The organism is Gallintestinimicrobium propionicum, assembly GCF_025567525.1.
In the GTDB taxonomy this organism is placed as follows: domain Bacteria; phylum Bacillota; class Clostridia; order Lachnospirales; family Lachnospiraceae; genus Gallintestinimicrobium; species Gallintestinimicrobium propionicum.
Genome location: NZ_JAOQJY010000018.1, coordinates 15039 through 34570 on the forward strand (window position 1 = coordinate 15039; position 19532 = coordinate 34570).

Annotated in this window: 21 protein-coding genes; 18 read left to right on the top strand and 3 right to left on the bottom strand. The window is 46.7% G+C overall.

All coding sequences use genetic code 11. The features are described 5' to 3' along the window. Positions 1–22: 22 nt before the first annotated feature. From OCV62_RS18715 to OCV62_RS12975, 7 genes are all read left to right on the top strand, one after another. Positions 23–187: a maltose acetyltransferase domain-containing protein gene (locus OCV62_RS18715; RefSeq protein ID WP_412410030.1), complete on the top strand. Its 165-nt coding sequence runs from the start codon at positions 23–25 to the stop codon at positions 185–187. Positions 188–805: 618 nt separating this feature from the next. Continuing rightward, a complete protein-coding gene (locus OCV62_RS12950; protein WP_262587117.1) occupies positions 806–1483 on the top strand; it encodes a phospholipase D-like domain-containing protein in 678 nt (225 codons plus the stop codon). A 110-nt stretch (positions 1484–1593) separates the two neighbouring features. Then, the gene (locus OCV62_RS12955) at positions 1594–3138 is read left to right on the top strand and encodes a DUF3427 domain-containing protein (protein ID WP_262587119.1); all 1545 of its coding nucleotides are present in this window, start codon (positions 1594–1596) and stop codon (positions 3136–3138) included. Positions 3139–3158: 20 nt separating this feature from the next. After that, positions 3159–3560: a (deoxy)nucleoside triphosphate pyrophosphohydrolase gene (locus tag OCV62_RS12960; protein WP_021915081.1), complete on the top strand. Its 402-nt coding sequence runs from the start codon at positions 3159–3161 to the stop codon at positions 3558–3560. Between the two features lie 126 nt (positions 3561–3686). Further along, positions 3687–4010, top strand: coding sequence for a type II toxin-antitoxin system RelB/DinJ family antitoxin (locus OCV62_RS12965; RefSeq protein WP_262587122.1), 324 nt, complete (start codon positions 3687–3689; stop codon positions 4008–4010). A 1-nt stretch (position 4011) separates the two neighbouring features. Then, positions 4012–4587, top strand: a complete 576-nt coding sequence (locus OCV62_RS12970; protein ID WP_021915079.1) for a Fic/DOC family protein — start codon at positions 4012–4014, stop codon at positions 4585–4587. Between the two features lie 126 nt (positions 4588–4713). Further along, complete coding sequence (locus tag OCV62_RS12975) at positions 4714–4812, top strand: Maff2 family mobile element protein (protein ID WP_021915078.1); 99 nt, start codon at positions 4714–4716, stop codon at positions 4810–4812. 235 nt (positions 4813–5047) lie between these two features. Here the strand turns inward: OCV62_RS12975 and OCV62_RS12980 are convergent, their stop codons facing one another. Together OCV62_RS12980 and OCV62_RS12985 are read right to left on the bottom strand one after the other, a co-directional pair. Then, on the bottom strand, positions 5048–5836 hold the full coding sequence (locus OCV62_RS12980) for a formate/nitrite transporter family protein (RefSeq protein WP_262587124.1): 789 nt from the start codon (positions 5834–5836) through the stop codon (positions 5048–5050). Positions 5837–5984: 148 nt separating this feature from the next. Then, positions 5985–8657 carry a DEAD/DEAH box helicase family protein gene (locus OCV62_RS12985; protein WP_262587125.1) on the bottom strand — a complete coding sequence of 891 codons (2673 nt, stop codon included), beginning with the start codon at positions 8655–8657 and terminating at the stop codon, positions 5985–5987. A 195-nt stretch (positions 8658–8852) separates the two neighbouring features. Between OCV62_RS12985 and OCV62_RS12990 the strand changes: the two genes are divergently transcribed. From OCV62_RS12990 to glgB, 10 genes are all read left to right on the top strand, one after another. After that, a complete protein-coding gene (locus OCV62_RS12990) occupies positions 8853–9461 on the top strand; it encodes an HD domain-containing protein (RefSeq protein WP_262587127.1) in 609 nt (202 codons plus the stop codon). Further along, positions 9439–10041 (top strand): hypothetical protein, encoded by a 603-nt coding sequence (locus OCV62_RS12995; protein ID WP_262587129.1) that lies wholly within the window; start codon positions 9439–9441, stop codon positions 10039–10041. Before OCV62_RS12990 ends, OCV62_RS12995 begins: the two co-directional genes overlap by 23 nt. A 436-nt stretch (positions 10042–10477) precedes the next feature. Continuing rightward, the gene (locus OCV62_RS13000; protein WP_021915072.1) at positions 10478–11038 is read left to right on the top strand and encodes an RNA polymerase sigma factor; all 561 of its coding nucleotides are present in this window, start codon (positions 10478–10480) and stop codon (positions 11036–11038) included. Continuing rightward, positions 11035–11793, top strand: coding sequence for an immunoglobulin-like domain-containing protein (locus OCV62_RS13005; RefSeq protein ID WP_262587131.1), 759 nt, complete (start codon positions 11035–11037; stop codon positions 11791–11793). The genes OCV62_RS13000 and OCV62_RS13005 overlap by 4 nt, the downstream gene beginning before the upstream one ends. A 248-nt stretch (positions 11794–12041) precedes the next feature. Continuing rightward, positions 12042–12164, top strand: coding sequence for a hypothetical protein (locus OCV62_RS13010; RefSeq protein ID WP_021915070.1), 123 nt, complete (start codon positions 12042–12044; stop codon positions 12162–12164). Between the two features lie 322 nt (positions 12165–12486). Then, positions 12487–12801: a helix-turn-helix domain-containing protein gene (locus OCV62_RS13015; RefSeq protein WP_021915069.1), complete on the top strand. Its 315-nt coding sequence runs from the start codon at positions 12487–12489 to the stop codon at positions 12799–12801. A gap of 30 nt (positions 12802–12831) precedes the next feature. Continuing rightward, positions 12832–13341, top strand: a complete 510-nt coding sequence (locus OCV62_RS13020) for an RNA polymerase sigma factor (RefSeq protein ID WP_262587134.1) — start codon at positions 12832–12834, stop codon at positions 13339–13341. Between the two features lie 93 nt (positions 13342–13434). Beyond that, positions 13435–13671, top strand: coding sequence for a hypothetical protein (locus tag OCV62_RS13025; RefSeq protein ID WP_262587135.1), 237 nt, complete (start codon positions 13435–13437; stop codon positions 13669–13671). 219 nt (positions 13672–13890) lie between these two features. Then, positions 13891–16587: a hypothetical protein gene (locus tag OCV62_RS13030; protein ID WP_262587137.1), complete on the top strand. Its 2697-nt coding sequence runs from the start codon at positions 13891–13893 to the stop codon at positions 16585–16587. Between the two features lie 32 nt (positions 16588–16619). Next, positions 16620–18560 (top strand): 1,4-alpha-glucan branching protein GlgB, encoded by a 1941-nt coding sequence (gene glgB / locus OCV62_RS13035; protein ID WP_262587139.1) that lies wholly within the window; start codon positions 16620–16622, stop codon positions 18558–18560. A gap of 239 nt (positions 18561–18799) precedes the next feature. Here glgB and OCV62_RS13040 read toward each other — a convergent pair whose 3' ends face one another. Beyond that, on the bottom strand, positions 18800–19051 hold the full coding sequence (locus tag OCV62_RS13040) for a DUF2508 family protein (RefSeq protein WP_021915064.1): 252 nt from the start codon (positions 19049–19051) through the stop codon (positions 18800–18802). A gap of 233 nt (positions 19052–19284) precedes the next feature. Here OCV62_RS13040 and OCV62_RS13045 point away from each other — a divergent pair, with 233 nt between their 5' ends. Further along, entirely contained in the window at positions 19285–19491 is a 207-nt protein-coding gene (locus OCV62_RS13045; protein ID WP_021915063.1) for a pro-sigmaK processing inhibitor BofA family protein, read from the top strand. Positions 19492–19532 lie beyond the last annotated feature (41 nt).

Consider the following 19532-nt stretch of genomic DNA (forward strand, 5'->3'; position numbering starts at 1 on the left):
GACTATGACAGAAAGAGAAAAAATGCTGGCTGGAGAATTGTATGATTGCGGAGACGAGGAACTTTTAACACAGTGGCATAAAGCAAAAAATGTTGTGATTGGAGCAGGCAGTGTTGTAACAAAGGATATTCCTGACAATGTGATTGCAGTAGGTAATCCCTGTAGAGTGATCCGTGTAAATCAATAAGTGAATTTAAAAAAAGCTAGCCCAATGTCTATGCAGATCTCTGCTGGCTGCCCCTTATCAGCACATCGGCAGCGAAACGATTCCTGCGGGAAGCGCTGGAGATCGGTGGAAGCAATCGCATCCTCTGGGGCTGTGATACATGGACCTCTGAGGAAAGTTACGGTGCTGTTTTGGCATTCCGTCGGGTGGTGTCGGAAGTGCTCTCAGAGATGTGTCAGGAAGGCTACCTCAGCTGTGAAGAGGCCTGCTATACGGCTGGGCAGATCTGGCGCGGCAATGCGCTCAAGCTATTTGGCTTTGAAGACTGATGCAGGCAAGCGCAATCAGTTTGGCTGAATATCCTCATTTGTAAAATCAATATTGGTTCAGAGTTGGCGGAAGCTGAGAAAACCGATGGTGTAGACTGATAACAGTCAAAGCCATCGGTTTTCTTTATCCAAATATCGTGGAGCAGATGCTGCTGTGAAAAAGAATACACAATGTTGTGGTAACAAAAATAGAAATCGGATTTTAGGGAAGTTATTTATGACAATTTATTATAGGTAAGGTATAATAAAGAACAAGAGATTCTTTTTAATAGACATTTAGAAATTTGAAATAAGAGGAAGAATTAGATCGGTGAATGCGAATGTGATCAATGAATTGAAAAGCGGCCTGAGCGCCGCTTATATAAATGGTTCCTCTGCGGCAAATCTGGCGTATAAGCCGGCATTTGTATCGAATAATCCGGAAGAGGGGAAGAAGGTTATTTCATCCGTGGAGGATGAGCTGTTGCGCTGCGAAGAATTTCAGATCAGCGTTGCATTTATCACGATGGGCGGTGTGACACCACTTCTGCAGACGTTAAAAGAGCTTGAAGAAAAGGGCGTTCAAGGGCAGATCCTTACGACAAATTACCTGAATTTCAGCGAACCGAGAGCACTTGAAAAACTCAATGGATTAAAGAATATTACATTGAAGATGTACGATGTGGAAGCAGCAGGAAATGGGTTTCATACGAAAGGATATATTTTCAAAAAAGAAGAAATTTACCGGATCATCATCGGAAGCTCCAATATGACAAGTGCGGCGTTGACGGTAAATAAAGAATGGAATACAAAACTGATTTCTACAGAAAGCGGAGAGATTGCAGAAGAAATTGTAGACGAGTTTCAGAATCTTTGGAACAGTGAGTATGCTTTACCCTATGATGATTTTTATGAAGTTTACAAAGAACGTTATAATATCGTAAAACACCAGAGAGAAATTGCCAAAAGCGAAGAAATCCTGTCGCTGGAGAAATATTCAATCAGCTGACCAGTGATGAGCGAGTAAGGCATATCATTGAGCAGTCAGAGTATTACGGATATAGCGGTGAGCGTGTAAAAGGACTTATTTTTTGCAGTCGTGTAAAAGAGTGCGAAGAATTGTCGAGAAAGTTTAATGCGCGCGGATATCGAACAGTTGCTCTTAGCGGTAAGGACAGTGAAGAAAAACGGCAGGAAGCATTTGAGAGACTTGCAATGGAGGAAACGGATGCAACGCAAGAGATGCAGCCTTTGGATTATATTTTTTCACGAGATATATTAAATGAAGGCGTGGATATCGTTGAGGTGAATCAGGTTATTATGCTTAGGCCGACCCAGTCTCCGATTGTATTCATTCAGCAGCTGGGGCGAGGACTTAGAAAGGCGCCTGGGAAAGAATACGTTGTTATTTTGGATTTTATCGGAAACTACAATAATAACTTTATGATTCCGGTAGCTTTATCAGGAGACCGTTCCTATAACGCGGATGTAATCCGCAAATATGTAATCAGTGGGAATAGTACAATACCCGGTGCATCAACGGTTCATTTTGATGAGATTTCCAAGGATAAGATATTTAAGTCTATCGACAAGATAAAAGGGATGAAAACACTGATCAAAGAAAGCTATGTTTCTTTGAAGAATCGGTTAGGACGGGTTCCGCTTCTGTATGATTTCTATGAAAATCAGGAAATTGACCCACTGGTAATTATCAGAGAATATAAAACATATGATGCCTTTATGGTGGCGATGGAACAGGGTAAATACAAGAATGTGCTAAACGAACAGGAGAAATTAACGCTGGAGTATTTGTCCAAAACAGTTCTTTCTGGAGTGCGTCCTGATGAGCTTGTAATATTAAGTCAATTGCTCCATAGAGATCATATCGCGGTGGCAGATTTTATAAAAGAGTATCAAAATACCTATGGAATTGAAATCAGCACATCCCGGGTAAAGGAAGCAGTCCAGGTGCTGCAGGGACATTTTGTAAGTAAAGAAGCAGAATATCAGAAATATTGTCAGATTGATATTCTGGAAAACGATCCGGCAGGAATGATCAAAAGACTGCAAAGCTATACGGAGAGACTTACACATATTCCGTTCTATACACAGGTAGAAGATATTATAAAAGTCGGCATTGCCAGATATAAGGAAAAATATTTACCGGGGATAAAATCGGAGGATCCATTTGTATTATACGAAAAGTATTCCAGAAGAGATGTAAGCCTTCTTATGAATTGTGGTAAGGATTTATCTTCTATTATGTATGGTATGAAACGAATTGAAAATGATGTTTTTATTTTTATTACCTATCACAAAGAAGAAAGTCAGGATGAAAAAAACTATGTCGATGGAAAACCGGATTATGCAGATGCCTTTGAAGATAATCTGATTTTTAAATGGGATTCTCAGATTGGGAAAGGTCTGGACAGTTCCTATATGAAGGATGTACTTGGAGCAGATAGAAAGCATTTATTTGTAAAAAAATCAGATGCGGAGACCAGCTTCTACTATATGGGACAATTTGATGTATTAGAAGCCAGAAATGCCCAAAAGGAAGATAATCGTGGCCGCATGCAGCCAATTACGAAGGTCACTATGAAAATGCATCATGCAGTGCGTGAGGATTTATTAAGATATTTACAGTCACATATTACGGCATAATGGTTGGAGGAATAAAAGACATGAAAACGATCAAAGTAGTTGCAGCGGTTATTTGCGACAACATAAAGGAGAAGAATAAAATATTTGCGACGGCACGAGGTTACGGGGAATTAAAAGGGGGCTGGGAATTTCCGGGCGGAAAAGTAGAACCGGGAGAAACACCGCAGCAGGCTCTTGTAAGAGAAATTATGGAAGAGCTGGATACAGAAATTAAGGTTGGTGAATGGATCGATACAATCGAATTTGATTATCCGACCTTTCACCTTTCGATGGATTGTTTTTGGGCGGAGGTTACAAAAGGCCATCTTGAGTTAAAAGAGGCAGAGGCGGCAAAATGGCTCACAAAGGATCAGTTAGACAGTGTTGCCTGGTTACCGGCAGATATTACATTGATAGATAAAATTCAAGGGTATATGAAATAAGCCAGTGCAATTTGACTGGCGATAGATTCAAGGGGAAGAGAATTTTTCTAAAAAATCCAGTAATTACTGATTGATTGTGTATAGACAGTGTCATATAATAAATATACAAGAAAGAGAGGTGCTTTTATGGAAAATATGGGAATTGTTCAAGCGAGAACACCAGAGAGCGTAAAAGAAAACGCGACAAACATTTTAGAAAAGCTTGGCCTTAATATGTCTACGTATATCAATATGGCACTGAATCAGTTGATTATACAGGAAGGAATTCCTTTTGCTGTTAAGCTGGCAAAGTCATCCTATACGGATGAAGAGAAAATAAAGGAAGTAGCCGCAACCTTAAGGATGGAAGGTCTAAAGCTGAGTGACAGTGATCTTAGTATGCTGCAGAAGATTAAAAGTGGTAACATGAGCATTGATGATGCGAGAACGAAAATATTAAGCGAGGTATAATATGCCGGATACAAAATATTGTTATCCTGATACAGATGTACTGATCAATAAGCTTGATATAAGGGATCTTGATAAGCTTCATATATTTGAACGGAAGTTGACAATGCTTAGATTGCTGGAACTGCTGGACAAACCAATAAATGGTAAATTTGATTTCAAGCATTTGCAGGCTATTCATGCTTATATTTTCCAGGATGTGTATGACTGGGCAGGAAAAGTAAGAACCGTAGACATTGCGAAAGGAAATATGTTTTGTAATGTCAGATTTATTTCAAGTCAGGCTGATGTGATTTTTTCTGGACTTAAGGAAGAGCATTATTTAGCAGGACTGGATGAGGATATGTTTATTAAGCGGCTTGCGTATTATTTTTCTGAAATAAATGCGCTGCATCCGTTTAGAGAAGGAAACGGACGCAGTCAGCGAGAATTTATTCGTTCTCTGGCATTGAAAAACGGATATTTAATCTATTTTGACAGAGTATCGGAAGAAGAAATGTTATTAGCCAGCCAGAAGTCTTTTCTGTGTGACTATGAGGATATGGAAAAGATTATAGCAAAATGTATCAAGAAAAAGTAAATATAGAACAGGGCATAAGGCCGACCGGTGAACTACTTACTGACCGGTCTTTTCTTATGCCAAAAACAACAAAATCCGACAAAAATGAACAGCCGGAAATCATGAAAGATCAGGAGAAATTTTATTATGGCATTTTTTCAGAGCGCAGTAGGAACTTTACAGACATTTGTGATCGCACTGGGAGCAGGTATTGGAATCTGGAGTTTAATCAAGGAAAGGGAGTGAATATTACGGTGCGGCGGGAATACTCAATGAATTAAAAAAAGCCATGGCAGAGTCACGATGATGATTCTGCCATGGCTTTTTTTCTTTCATAGGAAAATGCGTCCTATGAAAGAAAAACGCTCCGCAAGGATCGCACTGCGGCGGAATGGTAGAATGTCGCTTACGCGACCCGCCGCAGGCGGAGAATCCTGCAGAGCAGGATTCTTTTTTAAGAAAATTGTTCAGAAAAGGGAGCTTAGTTTTTCTCGCGAAGGAACAGATACCAGTACAGGAAGCCGACAACGATGACACCGCCGAAGATATTACCGATGGTGGCAGGGATCAGATTGTTGAGGATAAAGGTTCCGATATTTAAGCCCTCTGCAGCGATGCCGTATGCAGATGCGGTCATCATACCTGCGGGAATGTAGAACATGTTTGCAACACAGTGCTCGAAGCCGCAGAGAACGAATGCGGAGATCGGAGGGTATACGGCGAGAATTTTGCCGGAAACGTGGGTTGCGCTCATGCCCATCCAGACAGCTACGCAGACCATAACGTTACACAGGATACCGCGGAAAAAGACCTCTGAAAAGCTCAGGGAAACCTTTGTGACAGCGGTATTTACCATGTTTTGTGCGAGCAGTCCGTCATACAGCCCGGGAATATGTCCGTATACGAACAGAACGGACACAAACAGGGAACCGATCAGGTTGCCGAGATAAACAAACAGGTAGTTTTTCATAAGTGCCTTAAAGGTGATCTTATGGTCGAGCAGGGAAATGACCATAAGGCAGTTACCGGTGAACAGCTCACTGCCGTTGCAGATAACCATCGCAAGTCCTGCCGGGAAAACGAGGGCGGATACGATCCGGGCTGCGGACGGATTGGTGATGTCTGCGGAAGCAACAGATGCTGCGGCACCTGCCAGTGCGATAAACATGCCGGCGAAGAAGCCAAGCAGCAGCATGTGCAGACCGGGAAGGTTGGCCTTGCGGACGCCGGCAATATCATAGTTTTTTGCAATTTGATCTGATGAAATCATGGGATTTGCAGTTCCTCCTTTTTGGAACCCACAGGTTCCTGTATTTTCTGCGTTCATTAATGGTAATATTGTAACATGCGCCCCGAAAAGCCGCAAGGAGACAGACTTTCTTGTATGGTAAAAAAAACATTTCAGATTCCTTGCAGAATCATCCGTTCAGCTTTTTCCGGCGGATGCAGCGTTCTTCACGGTTTGCAAGCGCTTTGATTTTTCCTTCCAATAAGATGGCGCGTCCTTTTTCGTTTCTTGTATACACAACATCATAGGCTCCGATATACGGCTTCATACATTTAGCGAAAAGCTGCGCGTCCTCCTTGCGCTTGGAAAAACATTCCGGGACGACGTAAAATCCGTTCAGCCCGCGGAAGCGTTTGGGACTTACCAGAAGGTAGCGCTGGTTATCGACCGCATCGAAAAAATCGTTGACACACTGCGCGAATAAGGCCTTATCACGTCCGCTTCCTCCAGAAAGAAAAATAACATGATGATCAGAACCAGAAGTACCAGATACGACTTTGCAGTGCGGCTCTTCTAAAAGGTTTTGTGTCTCCAATGCTTTTAAAATGCCATTTCCGAATGCTTTGAGGCGGCGCAGCGGGCTTCCGAGCATGAAAAGCTTTGGAAAGGCTGCGATCAGGACGCCGCCTGTATACAGAGCCATAAAAAATCCGATGACGCCGGAGACTGCGGAACGCGAAGCAAAACCGGTTCCCAGAGCGAAAATCAGACCGATCAAAAGCAGGGCAGAGGTCAGAAGCAGCGCCCGGAGCGCATCCCAGAACAGGACAGAGGTCACATATTTATCCGGAATTTCATTGGTATTGACAACTTCCATTTTGTCGTACACGGCGAGAGAACGCATCCAGCGGTCTTTTAGCTCGCTGCGCTTTTGGGAAAGGGCGAGCATTTTCCGGTTCATGGAAGCTGAATTGCTTTTGGTAAAAGGAGGGCGGATGATGGAAAGGCGGTCGATGCCGTTTTCGATGGTATCTTCCGTATAATGCAGTCCGAGAAACTGTTCCATGCGCCGACAGAGCAGCGTGTAGTCCTCGCTGATTGTGTCCTCCGGGTTTTGCTGTACTTCTTTCCGGGGCTTTAGGCAGACGAGATGCCAGATATTGCTCGTTTTGTTCGGGTCTTCTTTCCAGACGCGGATGGCGCGGCCTCGCATCTGGTTGCTGAGCATAAAGGAGCCGACAAAGCTTGCCAGAATCAGGGAATTGATGCAGGGAGAATCCCAGCCTTCCCCGAGCAGGGATTTCGTGCCGATCAGAACCTGCATTGCGCCCTGGGCAAAAATGGCAGTAACAGCTGCGGTGAGGGCGTGCGCGTCCCCCGTGGCGGTCACTTTTAAGTAGTCGTTTTCCGAAAGGCTGCCGATGGCGGAAAACGTGAGTTTGATTTTTGCGCCGGTCTGCTGCAGCAGCGCTTCTTTTGCCTCTGCCGGGATGATGACGACACTTCCACATAAAACGCCCAACCGGATTGCTTTGTGCTGCTTTTCGTTTTCCCTGCGGAGCATTTCAAAAAAGGGAAGAACGCCGAGGGACGCGATCGTCGCTTCGGGATTGCCGATGGCCTTTTCATATTCTTTTCGGATATAATCGGTCAGAATCAAAAGGCGCAGGGAGCTGCCCATCGAATCGTACTCCGAAAATACGATATCCCGGATGCTGTTGGCTTTGCCGAGGGAATTGGTCAGCAGCTTTTCGACTGCTGCACTTTTGGTCAGGATGACTTTTTTCTTTTCGATCAGACCCTGGGATTTTAGCTGGTCGATCAGCATTTCCCGGTAAACCTTATCACATAGATAGGAATCGGTGTCATCGTATAAAAAGCCCTGCAAAAGCCGTTCCATCCACTTCGCGCTCATGGCGGGCAGCTTTTTTGTCCCGAGCAGCCGTTGCAGACGTGCAGGGAATGCTGTATTTTTGCTCTGCAGATAAATCAAAATTGCCTCGAGATATTCCGGGTCATCGAGAAGAAGGTCATCCGAAATCTGACCGTTTAAACCTTTGTGTGTCTCAATCACAGTGAGCAGCTGGGAATCCTGCATCAGGCTTTGCAGCATCTGACTGCTGCGCTCTTCAAAATTTTGAATTTCTTTTGTTTCCGCTGTGGTCGGATAATTGAAATAGACATAATCCTGATGCGGGCAGAGACTTCCCTCTTTTACCAGCTCCGGAATCGTGATTTCCTCATCGATATCTCCGCACATATTCATGTAGCGCGTCCACATCGCAGGCGTGGAATCATAGGGCGGGGTAGCGGTCAGGGAAATGGTTCTCAGGGAAGAAAGCTGCGATTGGAAGGCTTCGAGGGATTTCCACCATTCGCTGCGAAGATGATGGCATTCGTCGAGGCAAAGCAGTTCGATGTTGGCATTTTTCATGGTTCGAACTAAGTCAAAGTCAGAATAATCGACTTCTTCGCTGTCGGTCGGGGCGGTATCCTCGCCGGGCGTTTCCGTGCCGCAAAAACGGGTCATTGCACTGTGAAGCGCCTGATAGGTTGCGACCGTAATGGCCTTCGGCTGCTTCAGGCTCAGGGAGACGTAATCCTCCAGCGAATATCCGTCGCATAGAAAAGCTTCCTGAATCCTGGCTGCCCACTGCTCCCGAATCGTGATGGAGGGTGCTAAAATGAGCGTGTTTGCATTCAGGCGTTTGATCAGCTCGATGCCGAGGGTCGTTTTGCCGGAACCGGGCGCGGCGACGATGTGGATTTTGTCGTCGGACAGATAGCGGCTGACATTTTGCAGAACCCGCGCCTGGTAGCTGCGCCAGGTTCCGTGAAATTCCAAAATTCCTTCATAATTCATAAGCGGTTCTCCTTAAAGAATCAATTCATGAAGCTTTTCCAAAAAGGCACGGTTATTTTATTCTATCTTATGGTGCGTTTATCCTTCCTGTCAACTCATTTCCCAGCTTTACGAAACCGGGAAATGGCGCTATACTGACGGTAATACGACACACGGTCACAGTATTATGTAAACTGGAGAAAAGGTGGAAACAGTATGGAACGACCACAGGCAGAATGGCTGATTGAGTTTTTGGAAAAAGCCGGAAAGTTAAAATCGGTGCCGCGGCATTGCATTACACCGGAAGGCGTGCGGGAAACGGTCGCGGGGCATTGCTGGAGAGTTTCTCTGATGGCGTGGCTGTTGAAAGAGGAATTGCCGGATGTCGATATGGAAAAGGTAATCCATATGTGTCTGCTGCACGATCTCGGAGAAGCGGTAACGGGCGATATCCCTGCATTTGAAAAAAAGGAACAGGATCGCAGCGTGGAGCGAAAAGCCGTGGATGGACTGCTTTCGATGCTTCCGGGCAAAACCGGTGAAGAGGCGAAAGTGCTTTTTGCAGAGATGAATGCGCTTAAGACAGAGGAAGCGAAGGTTTACAAAGCGCTGGATAAGCTGGAAGCTTTGATCGCCCATAACGAAAGCGACATCAGCACCTGGCTGCCGCTGGAATATGAGCTGCAGCAGACCTATGCAGCGGAAAGCGTCAAGGGCTTTCCGATTTTGGAGGAAATTCAGAGACTGGCAGTAGAAAAGACGCTGGAAAAAATCGCGGAAGAAAAAGCGGGGAGGAATCCGGATGATGGAAGAAGAGAAGAATAACGTAGAGAATTCTGCAGAACCCATAGGCGATCAGGTAGCTGATGCGCAGTCGTCAGGCGATCAGGCAGCTGATCTGCAGTCGTCAGCCGTGGTGCCGCAGCAGCCTGACAAACCGCTTTCTGGCAAAGAACTGCGGCGTCAGAAAAAAGAAGCCGCTGCAGCGCAAAAGGCTGAAGCTGCCGCACAGAAAGCACGGGAAAAAGCCGAGGCAGAAGCGCAGAAGGCACGCCAGAAGGAGGAATCGCTCGCTGCGAAGCTGCAGCGCCGCCAGGAGAAAAAAGAATACCGGCAGGGCGTCCGCCAGGAACGCGGACAGGAAATAAGACTGCTTTGGCATATCGTGGAATTCATCATGCTTGTGACGTTTATTGTGCTTGCGATTGATCAGGTGGGATTGTACGGATTTTTGTTTGTATGGTTCTTTATCGCGCTTGCGGCGGCGTCCATCGTGCTGCTGCTTGCAGGACTGATCCGCGTGTTTCGCAAAAAACGCGCCGGAATTATGATTTTGGTATCCCTGATCGGAATCATCGGATGTATCGCGTGGTTTATTTTTCTGGTTTCGTCAAAACTGATCTGAGCACGCCAGAACGAAAATTAGGAGAGTCGCAGGGCTCTCCTAAAATTTTATTCATGACAATAGAATGCTCGCAAAGCGCGCATTCTATTGTTTCATAGGAAAATGCGTCCTATGAAATAAAAACGCTCCGCGCGGATCGCACTGCAGCGGAATGGAAGGATGCGTACTCGGCGCAAGGGTAGATGGTTGCTAAAGCAACCGCGCCTCGGCGCAAGAATGTGCCAAGGCACATTCTTTTTTAAAAAAACAGATTCAAAAAATGGCTGAACAGGGAAACGCCGGAGGAAAATTCTGCGTTTATAAGGAGTAGGAACGTACATTGCGCCGGGAAATGCAGAATTGCGACCCCGCGTGGTTTACACGATCGGAACCCCTGCAGGCAGCATAATTGATTCAGCAAAAAAGCAGGCCGCAGTCGCGGAAGAGGAGAGGAACAATGGAGGACGATAAAATCATCGCCCTTTACTGGGCACGAAAGGAAGAAGCAATTTCGGAAACGGACAGAAAATACGGCAGCTATTGCCGCAGCATTTCTTTCCGGATTTTAAACGATAAAGAGGACAGCGAGGAATGCGTCAACGATACCTGGCTGCATACCTGGAACGCGATTCCCCCCGGGAAACCGGAATTTCTGGCGGGATTTCTGGGAAAAATAGTGAGAAACCTTTCGATCAGTAAATATCGGGCGGGGCATGCCCAAAAGCGCGGAAGCGGCGAGACGCAGGCGCTTTTGGACGAACTGGAGGAATGTATTCCATCCGGCAAAAGTGTAGAGGACGAGATCGAGGGCAGGGAAACCGCCGCAGCGATCAATCGTTTTCTGGAAACGCTGGACGCCGAAAGCCGGAAAATATTTGTCCGGCGGTATTTCTGGGCAGAGCCGGTTAAGGAGCTGGCAGGCAATTTGAATATCAGCGAAGGCAAGGTAAAGTCGCAGCTGTTTCGGATGCGGGCGAAGCTGAAAATGCATCTGGAAAAGGAGGGGATTGCACTGTGAAAAAGAATGAAAAGCTTTTCGACGCCATCGGACAGATCGATGAGCGATATATTGCGGAGGCGCTGGAACCGATGTATCAGGAAAGCGTAGGGACTTCGGATGAAAATAAAGCGGCGATGCCCCAAAAAGGAAAATTGTTTTTTTACCGACAGCGGCGCACAGTGGCGGCAGCAGCTGCTCTCGTTATCTGCATTGGCGCAGCCGGAATTGCACAGTGGCGGCTGCATTCGGAAGAACCCGGACCGGAGATGGCGGCCTATGATATGGAAGGGCTGAGTGCGGAGGATGGAATTGCACTGCAGGCAGAAGATGCAGCGGCTGTTGCTCCGGATGCGGACGAAAATCAGGGGGCGGCAGCCGACCAGAATGCGGTACAGGGACGTATGGCCAACAACGCAGAGACCTGTTTCGCAGAAATTTATCTTGAGGTTGCAACGGCAAACTCCGGAAAAATTACCTGGCGGATTGTCAATGAAAGCGACACAGAAATCGTCGGCTGGGGAACAGATTATACGCTGGAACGTTTTACAGAAAACGGTTGGGAAATCGTTGAAAATTCCGACGCAGATTTAGAAACACAAAAAGAAAGCAGTCAGGCGGTCGCAGGAGAAACCAAAGAAGGAACACTGGATTTGGCTGCTGATGGTATCCGGCTGGAGGCAGGGCAGTATCGTTTGAAAAAAGAATGCCGGATTTTTGACGACGAAAACAGCCGCCAGACCGAGCTGACCGCAGAATTTCAGGTTGAACCGTGACCTTTGGCTATAAAGATTTTATTGTGTGCCACAGGTTGTTTTCGAAACCTGTGATTCTGACATCATGATTGTCACAAAGCTGATTTTGTGGTAAACTGATAACAGTTTAGACACAGCGGTGGAGAACTCTGTGAAGCAGGCTTTAAGGCCGGGGCTTTTGACTCAGACATCATAATTCATGACAATAGAATGCTCGCAGAGCGTGCATCCCATTGTTTTACAGGCAGGAAAAGGAGGACAGACGGAAGATGGACGGAACATTTTTTCTTTTGGCAGGCGGACTGCTGATCATTCTTTTTGCAGTAATTGTGGCGGTTGTTTCCTCTGTGACATCGGCAGTAGCGGCGGATGTAGACGATGAGGAAGAATGATTTTCCTGAGAAAAGCGGCAGAAAAGCGGCGATTCAAAATATCAGACGAAGATAAAAGGGCAGCAGGCGCAATAAAGAGCCTGACTGTCCTTTTTAAAGTTTATGCCCGGATATGTTTAAAAAGCAGAACGAATAAATTTTACGGCAAGACGAGCTTTTTATCTTTCCATTTCGATATCTATACAAATAGTTTGTAAAATCTTGACAAAATACAAACTAACTGATTGTAAAATACTGGAAAATACAAACAGTTAGTTTCTCTTCATCTGTGCAGTCAGAAGGTATGATAAGAATATCAGACTAAATTCTGGAGGTGGACATCATGGAGAAGGATGTTTATGTCAAAATTGGTGAACGGCTCCGAAAGCAACGCAGGATAATGGGCCTGACGCAGGAACAGGCAGCAGAGCTTCTTGGAGTATCAACCACCTATTATGGGGAGATTGAGCGTGGAAACCGCAAACTGACAATTCCGCGGATTCTGACCGTTTATGAAAAGATGAACCTTGAACCTACCTATCTTCTGACCGGAGAAATCCTGACAGACAAGGTTTATGATGAAATTTTTGATGGTTGTCCCAGAGAAAAGGAGCAGGCCCTGGAGGAGGTACTTAGAAGTATTTCACGCCTGTACTGAAGACCGACTGTTTCGAGACAAAGGGGGACCATGATGAGTGGGGAGAAAAATTCGTTTGATAACTTTGAAGAACTGTATACAAACTGTTATTGGCTTGTATACCGATATGTCCGTCATATGATTGAAAAAGATCTGGCGGCAGCAGAGGATGTGACACAGGAGGTGTTTCTGGTTGCATATCAGAAATGGCAGGAGGTGCGCAGACATCCGAATCAGAAAGGTTTTTTGCTGCTGACAGCTAAAAATAAATTGAAAAAATGGTATGAGCAGCAAGGAAAAATACAGACAGAAGGCTCAGGGCAGGAAGAAAAAGCTGCCCGAAGGCCGGATTCCGGTCAGGAAGGATATTATGTACAGGCAGAATGGAACGCCTTTCTGGAGCAGATTTTTTCCATGCAGGAGCTTTTGATCTGGAAGTTTTATTATGAAAACGGATTTTCCTGCGCGGAGATTGGGGAAAAGATTGGAATATCGGAAAGCAACACAAAAGTCAAGCTGTTCCGAATGAGACAAAAATTAAAAAGCTGTATGGAGGAGTAATCTGACAGGCAGGGGTATGAAGAATCCGGGGATGATTTTGGAAGGATAGCTGTTCGCAACGTATGACGGGCAACAAAGAAGGAGGACAGAAACGTGTCTGAAAAGAAGAATTCACTGGAAGAAAAACGTATTCTGCAGAAAAAGCTGCAATGGTATACGCTGGAAGCGGAGGATGGGGAGTTTAACGCGACGGAAGTGGAGGCAATGTTGGAGCGTTTGGATGAGCTGGAATCGCTGCCGGAAAAGGAGGACGGAGCAGATTTTTCGGAGCCCAAAGAAGCTTTAAAGCGATTTTACCAAAAATATGCAGGGGAAAATGTGGAAAATTGAGTAAAAAAAAGAGGGCGGATGTGGAAATCCGGTCTCTTTTGTTTTGACAACGTATAGGCGCTATGTTAAACTTAGGAAAGTAAAAAGTGGGGCAATATACCCGATTTTGAAAAAATATAAGACGGAAAAATGGAACGTTCGCGGAATATTTTGAAATTCTGTACCGAAGACACAGCTGCGGATACCTGACCGATAAGATAAAATCATGAGGTGAGTACCTTGGATAAGTACGAATATAAGCTGCGCCTTGAAGAGATCAAGACGCTGAACAAAAAGGGCCGTTTTCAGGAGTCCGCACAGATCGCGGATACGATCGACTGGAAAAAGGTCCGTAATACCTCCACACTTGGAATTATCAGCGATGTTTATAAGATAAACCGAAGATTTGACGACGCCAGGGAGATCCTGCTTCTGGCAAATGAAAAAAGTCCGCAGAACAGGCGGATTGTCTATGCGTTGTGCGATCTGGCGATCAAGACCGGCCAGGTTGTGGAAGCTGTGGAATATTATAAGCAGTTTGTACAGCTTTCGCCAAACGATAACAGTAAGTATATCCTGTTGTATAAAATTTACGAGGCACAGGATATCAGCCTGGAAGAGCGGATCGCTGTTTTGAAAGAGTACAAAAAACGCGAATATAATGAAAAGTGGGCATATGAGCTGGCATTTTTGTATCACAGGGTCGGACTTGCCACGGAGTGTGTAGAGGAGTGCGATCAGCTGATCCTCTGGTTCGGTGAGGGCAAATATGTGCTCAAGGCGATGGAGTTAAAGCGCCTGTATGTACCGCTTTCGCCTGCACAGCAGCAGCTTTACGACAGTCAGTACGGCGGCAGAAACGCAGTAGAGGAAGAACCGCAGGAAGCGCCTGCACAGGAACAGACTCAGGCAGTCCGGTCTGCTGAAAGCAAAGAAAAAGCAGATCTGGATATCCATGTAAAACCGATGGATATGGGACAATATAATACGATCAATTTACAGGAAGCGCTTGCCGCGAGCATGCGTGACGTGTTTGCGGTTGACAGGGAAGAGGTAAAGACGGCTTCTCCTGAGCAAGAAGAACCTGACCTGATGAAAAATCAGCAGACCGTTTACGCTGCAGAAAATGGAAATGGGGAATATCAGGAAGACATTTCCCGTGTCCTTGAAGAATCTGACCAGTGGGACGCACAGGCAACGGGACAGCTCGATACGGAAGAGACGAAGCTGGCGGCAGATGCAGTGGACGCGGCAGAGTCCGTCAGCGTGCAGCCTACACAAAGCACACCGCAGGTGTATGCTGACGTAGAACCGACATTACCTGTCGCATCGTCCAGCGAGGCATGCGCTTACGTTGCCGAGCCGGTAAACGCGCAGCCTGAGGCACCCATCCTCGCGGCGCAGGCCGCGCCGGAACAGACTCCTGCGGTGACAGATCCTGCGGATGCCGGAATGCAGGAAATCCATCCGGCGGTGGTGGAGACTCCCTGGATGCCGATGGAAACCGACAAAATCGAACACATACAGGGCGTGGAAATACAGGAAAAGGCTGCGGCAGTCCCGGAAAGACAGCCGGAAAGGAAGGCTGTTGTGGGAAACACTAAGATAGAACGCCAGACGACCGGCCAGATGAACATCGAAGAGGTGCTCAAGGAATGGGAACGGCTGAAAAAGGAAAATGAAGAAAAGAGAAAACAGGAAACCAGACAGTGGATGCTCCAGCAGACAGGTTCCCTGTTTGATGATTTTGATGAAAGCTCCAGAAACGGCGTGCTGGAACAGCTGCAGAGAGAAGAATCCCTGCCGGTAGAAGACGAGAAAGCTCCTGCAAATGCTGAAAATCAGGAAGCGCCTGCAGGAGAAAGAGCTGCTGTAGAGACGACTGCAGCAAAAGCACCGCTTGTCGATCCGTCCAGAGAAACCGAGACGGAAGAACTCGAAGAGATCGAGGAAGCGCCGCCGGTGGCGGATGCCGCACAGGGCTACACAGAGCAGAATGCAGAAACAGAAGCGCAGGATGCAGAGCCGGTACAGCATTATGCGAAACAGGCCGCACCGGAAAGGATCGGAGCGCCTGCAACAGAAGAAACCAAAGCACCGCGTCAGGAAGCACCTACAGCGCAGCCGGAGGCCTCCGGCGAAGAAAAGCGACTGCAGGAGCGTGTATCCCAACAGCAGGCAGCCGAGCGTGTGCGCAGCATGACAAAGGCAGAGCGCAAGCTTTTTGCCCAGTTCATCCCGACCAAACGCGCAATGCGCCAGCTGGTCGCAGCGCTGGATGAAATCAGCCTTTCTGCGTACACTGGAAACGTTGTGATTACCGGTATGCCAGGCTCCGGTACACTGAAACTGACAAAATGTATGATCCGCGAAATTCAGGCGTCCGACGGAAACTTCTCCGGCAAGGTTGCCAAAGTGAACGCGGAGCTGATCAATAAAAAAGATGCAAAAGCGCTTGTGGAAAAGGTTGCAAACGGCGCGCTCGTCATTGAGAAAGCCGGAAAGCTTTCCAACGAGGGATGTGAGAAGCTTGCAGACGCATTGAATCAGGAACATACCGGCATCATTGTATTTGTATTGGATGAAAAACGGGCGATCGACCGTTTATATAAGAAAAACGGAAGACTGATGGAAAGCTTTACCGCGCGGTTTGATATCGCGGCGCTGGACAGCGCAACGCTGGTAAAATACGGCTGTCAGTACGCATATACACAGGAGTATTCGATCGACGAGCTCGGCAGGCTCGCCCTGCATACCAGAATCGAGGATATGCAGACCAGTTCGCATGCCGTTACGGTGGGGGAAGTGCGTGACATCGTGGATGAGGCGATTGCTCATGCAAACCGTAAGACGATCGGACACTTTATAGATATTGTGCTTCGGAGACGCTACGATGAAGATGACATGATTATTTTGCGGGAGAAAGACTTTATCTGAGCGTTTCAAATATATCCAAACAGGGGGTTATTATGGCAAAGGCAAAGACAGCGAAAGCAGTAAAAGCGGCGAAAGTGCCGGAAACGGTATACATTTCGGAGGCCGACCAGTATCTGTTTGCTCAGGGGACGCATTACGATATTTACAAAAAGCTGGGCGCACATCAGTCTGTAGAAGACGGGAAGAAAGGAATGAGCTTTGCCGTCTGGGCACCACACGCAGCCAGCGTTTCTGTGATTGGAACGTTTAACAGCTGGAATGAGACTGCAAACCAGATGGAAAAGCTGGGACCCGGCGGAATTTATAAGACGTTTATTCCGGACGTTGGTCTGGGAGAGCTTTACAAATTTCTGATTATCACGCCGGACGGCAGAAAGTTGTACAAGGCAGACCCGTTTGCAAACCAGGGGGAGGTACGTCCGGGAACTGCTTCTGTTACGACAGATATTACCAATTTTAAATGGTCGGACAGCAAGTGGATTGAAGAAAGAAGCGCGCAGGATCCGGAAAAAGCGCCGGTTGCAATTTATGAGTGTCACATCGGTTCCTGGATGAAGCATCCGGAAACGGAGGATGGATTTTATAATTACAGAGAATTTGCGGATCGTATCGTAGAATATCTGAAAAAACTGAAATATACCCACATCGAGCTGATGGGAATCGCAGAGCATCCGTTTGACGGCTCCTGGGGCTATCAGGTAACCGGCTATTATGCACCGACCTCCCGTTATGGAACACCGGAGGATTTTGCATATCTGGTCAATAAGCTGCACCGCAATAAGATCGGTGTCATTTTGGACTGGGTACCTGCCCATTTTCCGAAGGACGCCCACGGTCTGGCAGATTTTGACGGCGAGGCACTGTTTGAATATCCCGATCCCAGAATGGGCGAGCATCCTGAGTGGGGAACAAAAGTATTCAACTATGCCAAGAACGAGGTTAAGGGCTTCCTGATCACAAATGCCCTGTATTGGATTAAGGAATTCCATGTAGACGGACTGCGTGTGGATGCGGTTGCCTCTATGCTGTATCTGGATTATGGCAGAAAAGATGGAGAATGGGTGCAGAACCGTTACGGCGGCAATACAAACCTGGACGCGATCGAATTTTTCAAGCATTTCAATTCCGTAATCCGTGGAACTTATCCGGGTATCATGACGATCGCAGAAGAGTCTACGGCGTGGCCAAACGTGACCGGAAAAATCGGCAGTGACAGCCTTGGATTTACGTTTAAGTGGAATATGGGCTGGATGCACGATTTCTGTGAATATATGAAGCTGGATCCTTATTTTAGGAAGAATGATCATCATGCGCTGACCTTTGCGATGTCTTATAACGATGCGGAGGACTATATTTTACCTCTGTCTCACGATGAGGTCGTACATCTGAAATGCTCGATGGTCAACAAAATGCCCGGCTACAAGGTGGACAAGTACGCAAACCTGCGCGTCGGCTATACTTATATGCTCGGGCATTCCGGCAAAAAGCTTTTGTTCATGGGACAGGAGTTCGGACAGGAGCGCGAATGGAGTGAGGCCCGTGAGCTGGACTGGTTCCTGCTGCAAAATGAGCTGAATCAAGGACTGCAGGATTACGTGGCAGAGCTTTTAAAGCTTTATCGAAAATATCCCTGTATGTATGAGATCGACAACAGCTGGGACGGTTTTGAGTGGATCAATGCGGATGATGCAGATCGCAGCACTTACAGCTTTATTCGTAAAACCAGTGGAGAAAAGACAAAGAGACTGCTTTTTGTATTGAATATGACGCCGGTAGAGCGTAAGGATTACTGCGTTGGGGTACCGGAAAAGAAGAAATATAAGCTGGTGTTAAACAGCGCGGAAAAACGCTTTGGCGGCAGCGGAGAAGAACTGAAAACCGATTATACAGCAACTGCAGAGCCCAGCGACTACAAGCCGTATCGAATCACCTTTGATCTGCCTGCATATGGCGCACTGGTATTTGCATTCTGAGAAATGTGTTGTGCGGGTATTCTGATGTCGCAACCAATAGAATACACGCATTGCAGATATTGTTAGAGAGAGAAAAGGACCAAGGGTTCCAAGGGGAATCCAAGGTCCTTTTTTATTCATGACAATAGAATGCTCGCAGAGCGTGCATTCTATTGTTTCATAGGAAAATGCGTCCTATAAAATAAAAACGCTCCGCGCGGATCGCACTGCAGCGGAATGGAAGGATCTTATGCGCTAAATTACACGTCTCCTGCAGAGACTTTATCAAGTCCGTTCCACTGATTGAGGAGATAACGATAACGTTTCATGGCGGCATTGAGCTGAAAAATGTAGCAGTCGATCAGATCGGGATCGGTCGCGTATTCGAACCCGGCATAGGCATTGTCCAGCTCCCATTTGGCGAGCTGCAGATTGTTTCTCAAGGCTTCTTCTGGCGTTTTTGAGGCAAGCTCAGCGGACGGTCTGCCGCCGATGCGAAAAGAAACTTTCATGTGTGTTCCTCCCGGAAAGATAAAGTGGTAACGTTCGAAATCCCCGGTATTCTGACAGCTTTGGCAGGGGAGTTTGTTACAGTATAGAGAAAAACTGGAAGAAATATACATCCGAACAATGAATATCCGGGCAGGGAGAAAAAATATCTGCGGTTGTTTCCATCGTATGATACGAATATCTGCGTGACAGGCAGGAATATATATAGATCAACGAAGTCCGGGCGGGAGGGCTTATGAAAAAGGGAGCGGAGCTTGCGCTGAATTTTATGCTGCGGCTGGTTTTTGGAATGATCGCCATTTTTCTGATAAACGGATATCTGCAGGAAAAAGGACTGGATGCGTGCGTCGGAATCAATGCGCTGAGTGCGTTGACGTCTGGATTTCTCGGACTACCGGGTGTTGCATTGTTGTACGGCGTGCGGGTGTATTTGATGGGGTAAAAATACATAAAGATTGCATACCAGGTTTGTCAAAACTTCAC

Bases quoted from the DNA above. Each gene is read 5' to 3' on its own strand.
- OCV62_RS12970 (WP_021915079.1), top strand. From the start codon at position 4,012: ATGCCGGATACAAAATATTGTTATCCTGATACAGATGTACTGATCAAT.
- OCV62_RS12985 (WP_262587125.1), bottom strand. From the start codon at position 8,657: ATGAATTATGAAGGAATTTTGGAATTTCACGGAACCTGGCGCAGCTAC.
- OCV62_RS13000 (WP_021915072.1), top strand. From the start codon at position 10,478: ATGGAGGACGATAAAATCATCGCCCTTTACTGGGCACGAAAGGAAGAA.
- OCV62_RS13045 (WP_021915063.1), top strand. From the start codon at position 19,285: ATGAAAAAGGGAGCGGAGCTTGCGCTGAATTTTATGCTGCGGCTGGTT.
- OCV62_RS12995 (WP_262587129.1), top strand. From the start codon at position 9,439: ATGATGGAAGAAGAGAAGAATAACGTAGAGAATTCTGCAGAACCCATA.
- OCV62_RS12965 (WP_262587122.1), top strand. From the start codon at position 3,687: ATGGAAAATATGGGAATTGTTCAAGCGAGAACACCAGAGAGCGTAAAA.
- glgB (WP_262587139.1), top strand. From the start codon at position 16,620: ATGGCAAAGGCAAAGACAGCGAAAGCAGTAAAAGCGGCGAAAGTGCCG.
- OCV62_RS18715 (WP_412410030.1), top strand. From the start codon at position 23: ATGCTGGCTGGAGAATTGTATGATTGCGGAGACGAGGAACTTTTAACA.
- OCV62_RS12990 (WP_262587127.1), top strand. From the start codon at position 8,853: ATGGAACGACCACAGGCAGAATGGCTGATTGAGTTTTTGGAAAAAGCC.
- OCV62_RS12980 (WP_262587124.1), bottom strand. From the start codon at position 5,836: ATGATTTCATCAGATCAAATTGCAAAAAACTATGATATTGCCGGCGTC.
- OCV62_RS12960 (WP_021915081.1), top strand. From the start codon at position 3,159: ATGAAAACGATCAAAGTAGTTGCAGCGGTTATTTGCGACAACATAAAG.
- OCV62_RS13020 (WP_262587134.1), top strand. From the start codon at position 12,832: ATGATGAGTGGGGAGAAAAATTCGTTTGATAACTTTGAAGAACTGTAT.
- OCV62_RS13040 (WP_021915064.1), bottom strand. From the start codon at position 19,051: ATGAAAGTTTCTTTTCGCATCGGCGGCAGACCGTCCGCTGAGCTTGCC.
- OCV62_RS13010 (WP_021915070.1), top strand. From the start codon at position 12,042: ATGGACGGAACATTTTTTCTTTTGGCAGGCGGACTGCTGATCATTCTT.
- OCV62_RS12975 (WP_021915078.1), top strand. From the start codon at position 4,714: ATGGCATTTTTTCAGAGCGCAGTAGGAACTTTACAGACATTTGTGATC.
- OCV62_RS13015 (WP_021915069.1), top strand. From the start codon at position 12,487: ATGGAGAAGGATGTTTATGTCAAAATTGGTGAACGGCTCCGAAAGCAA.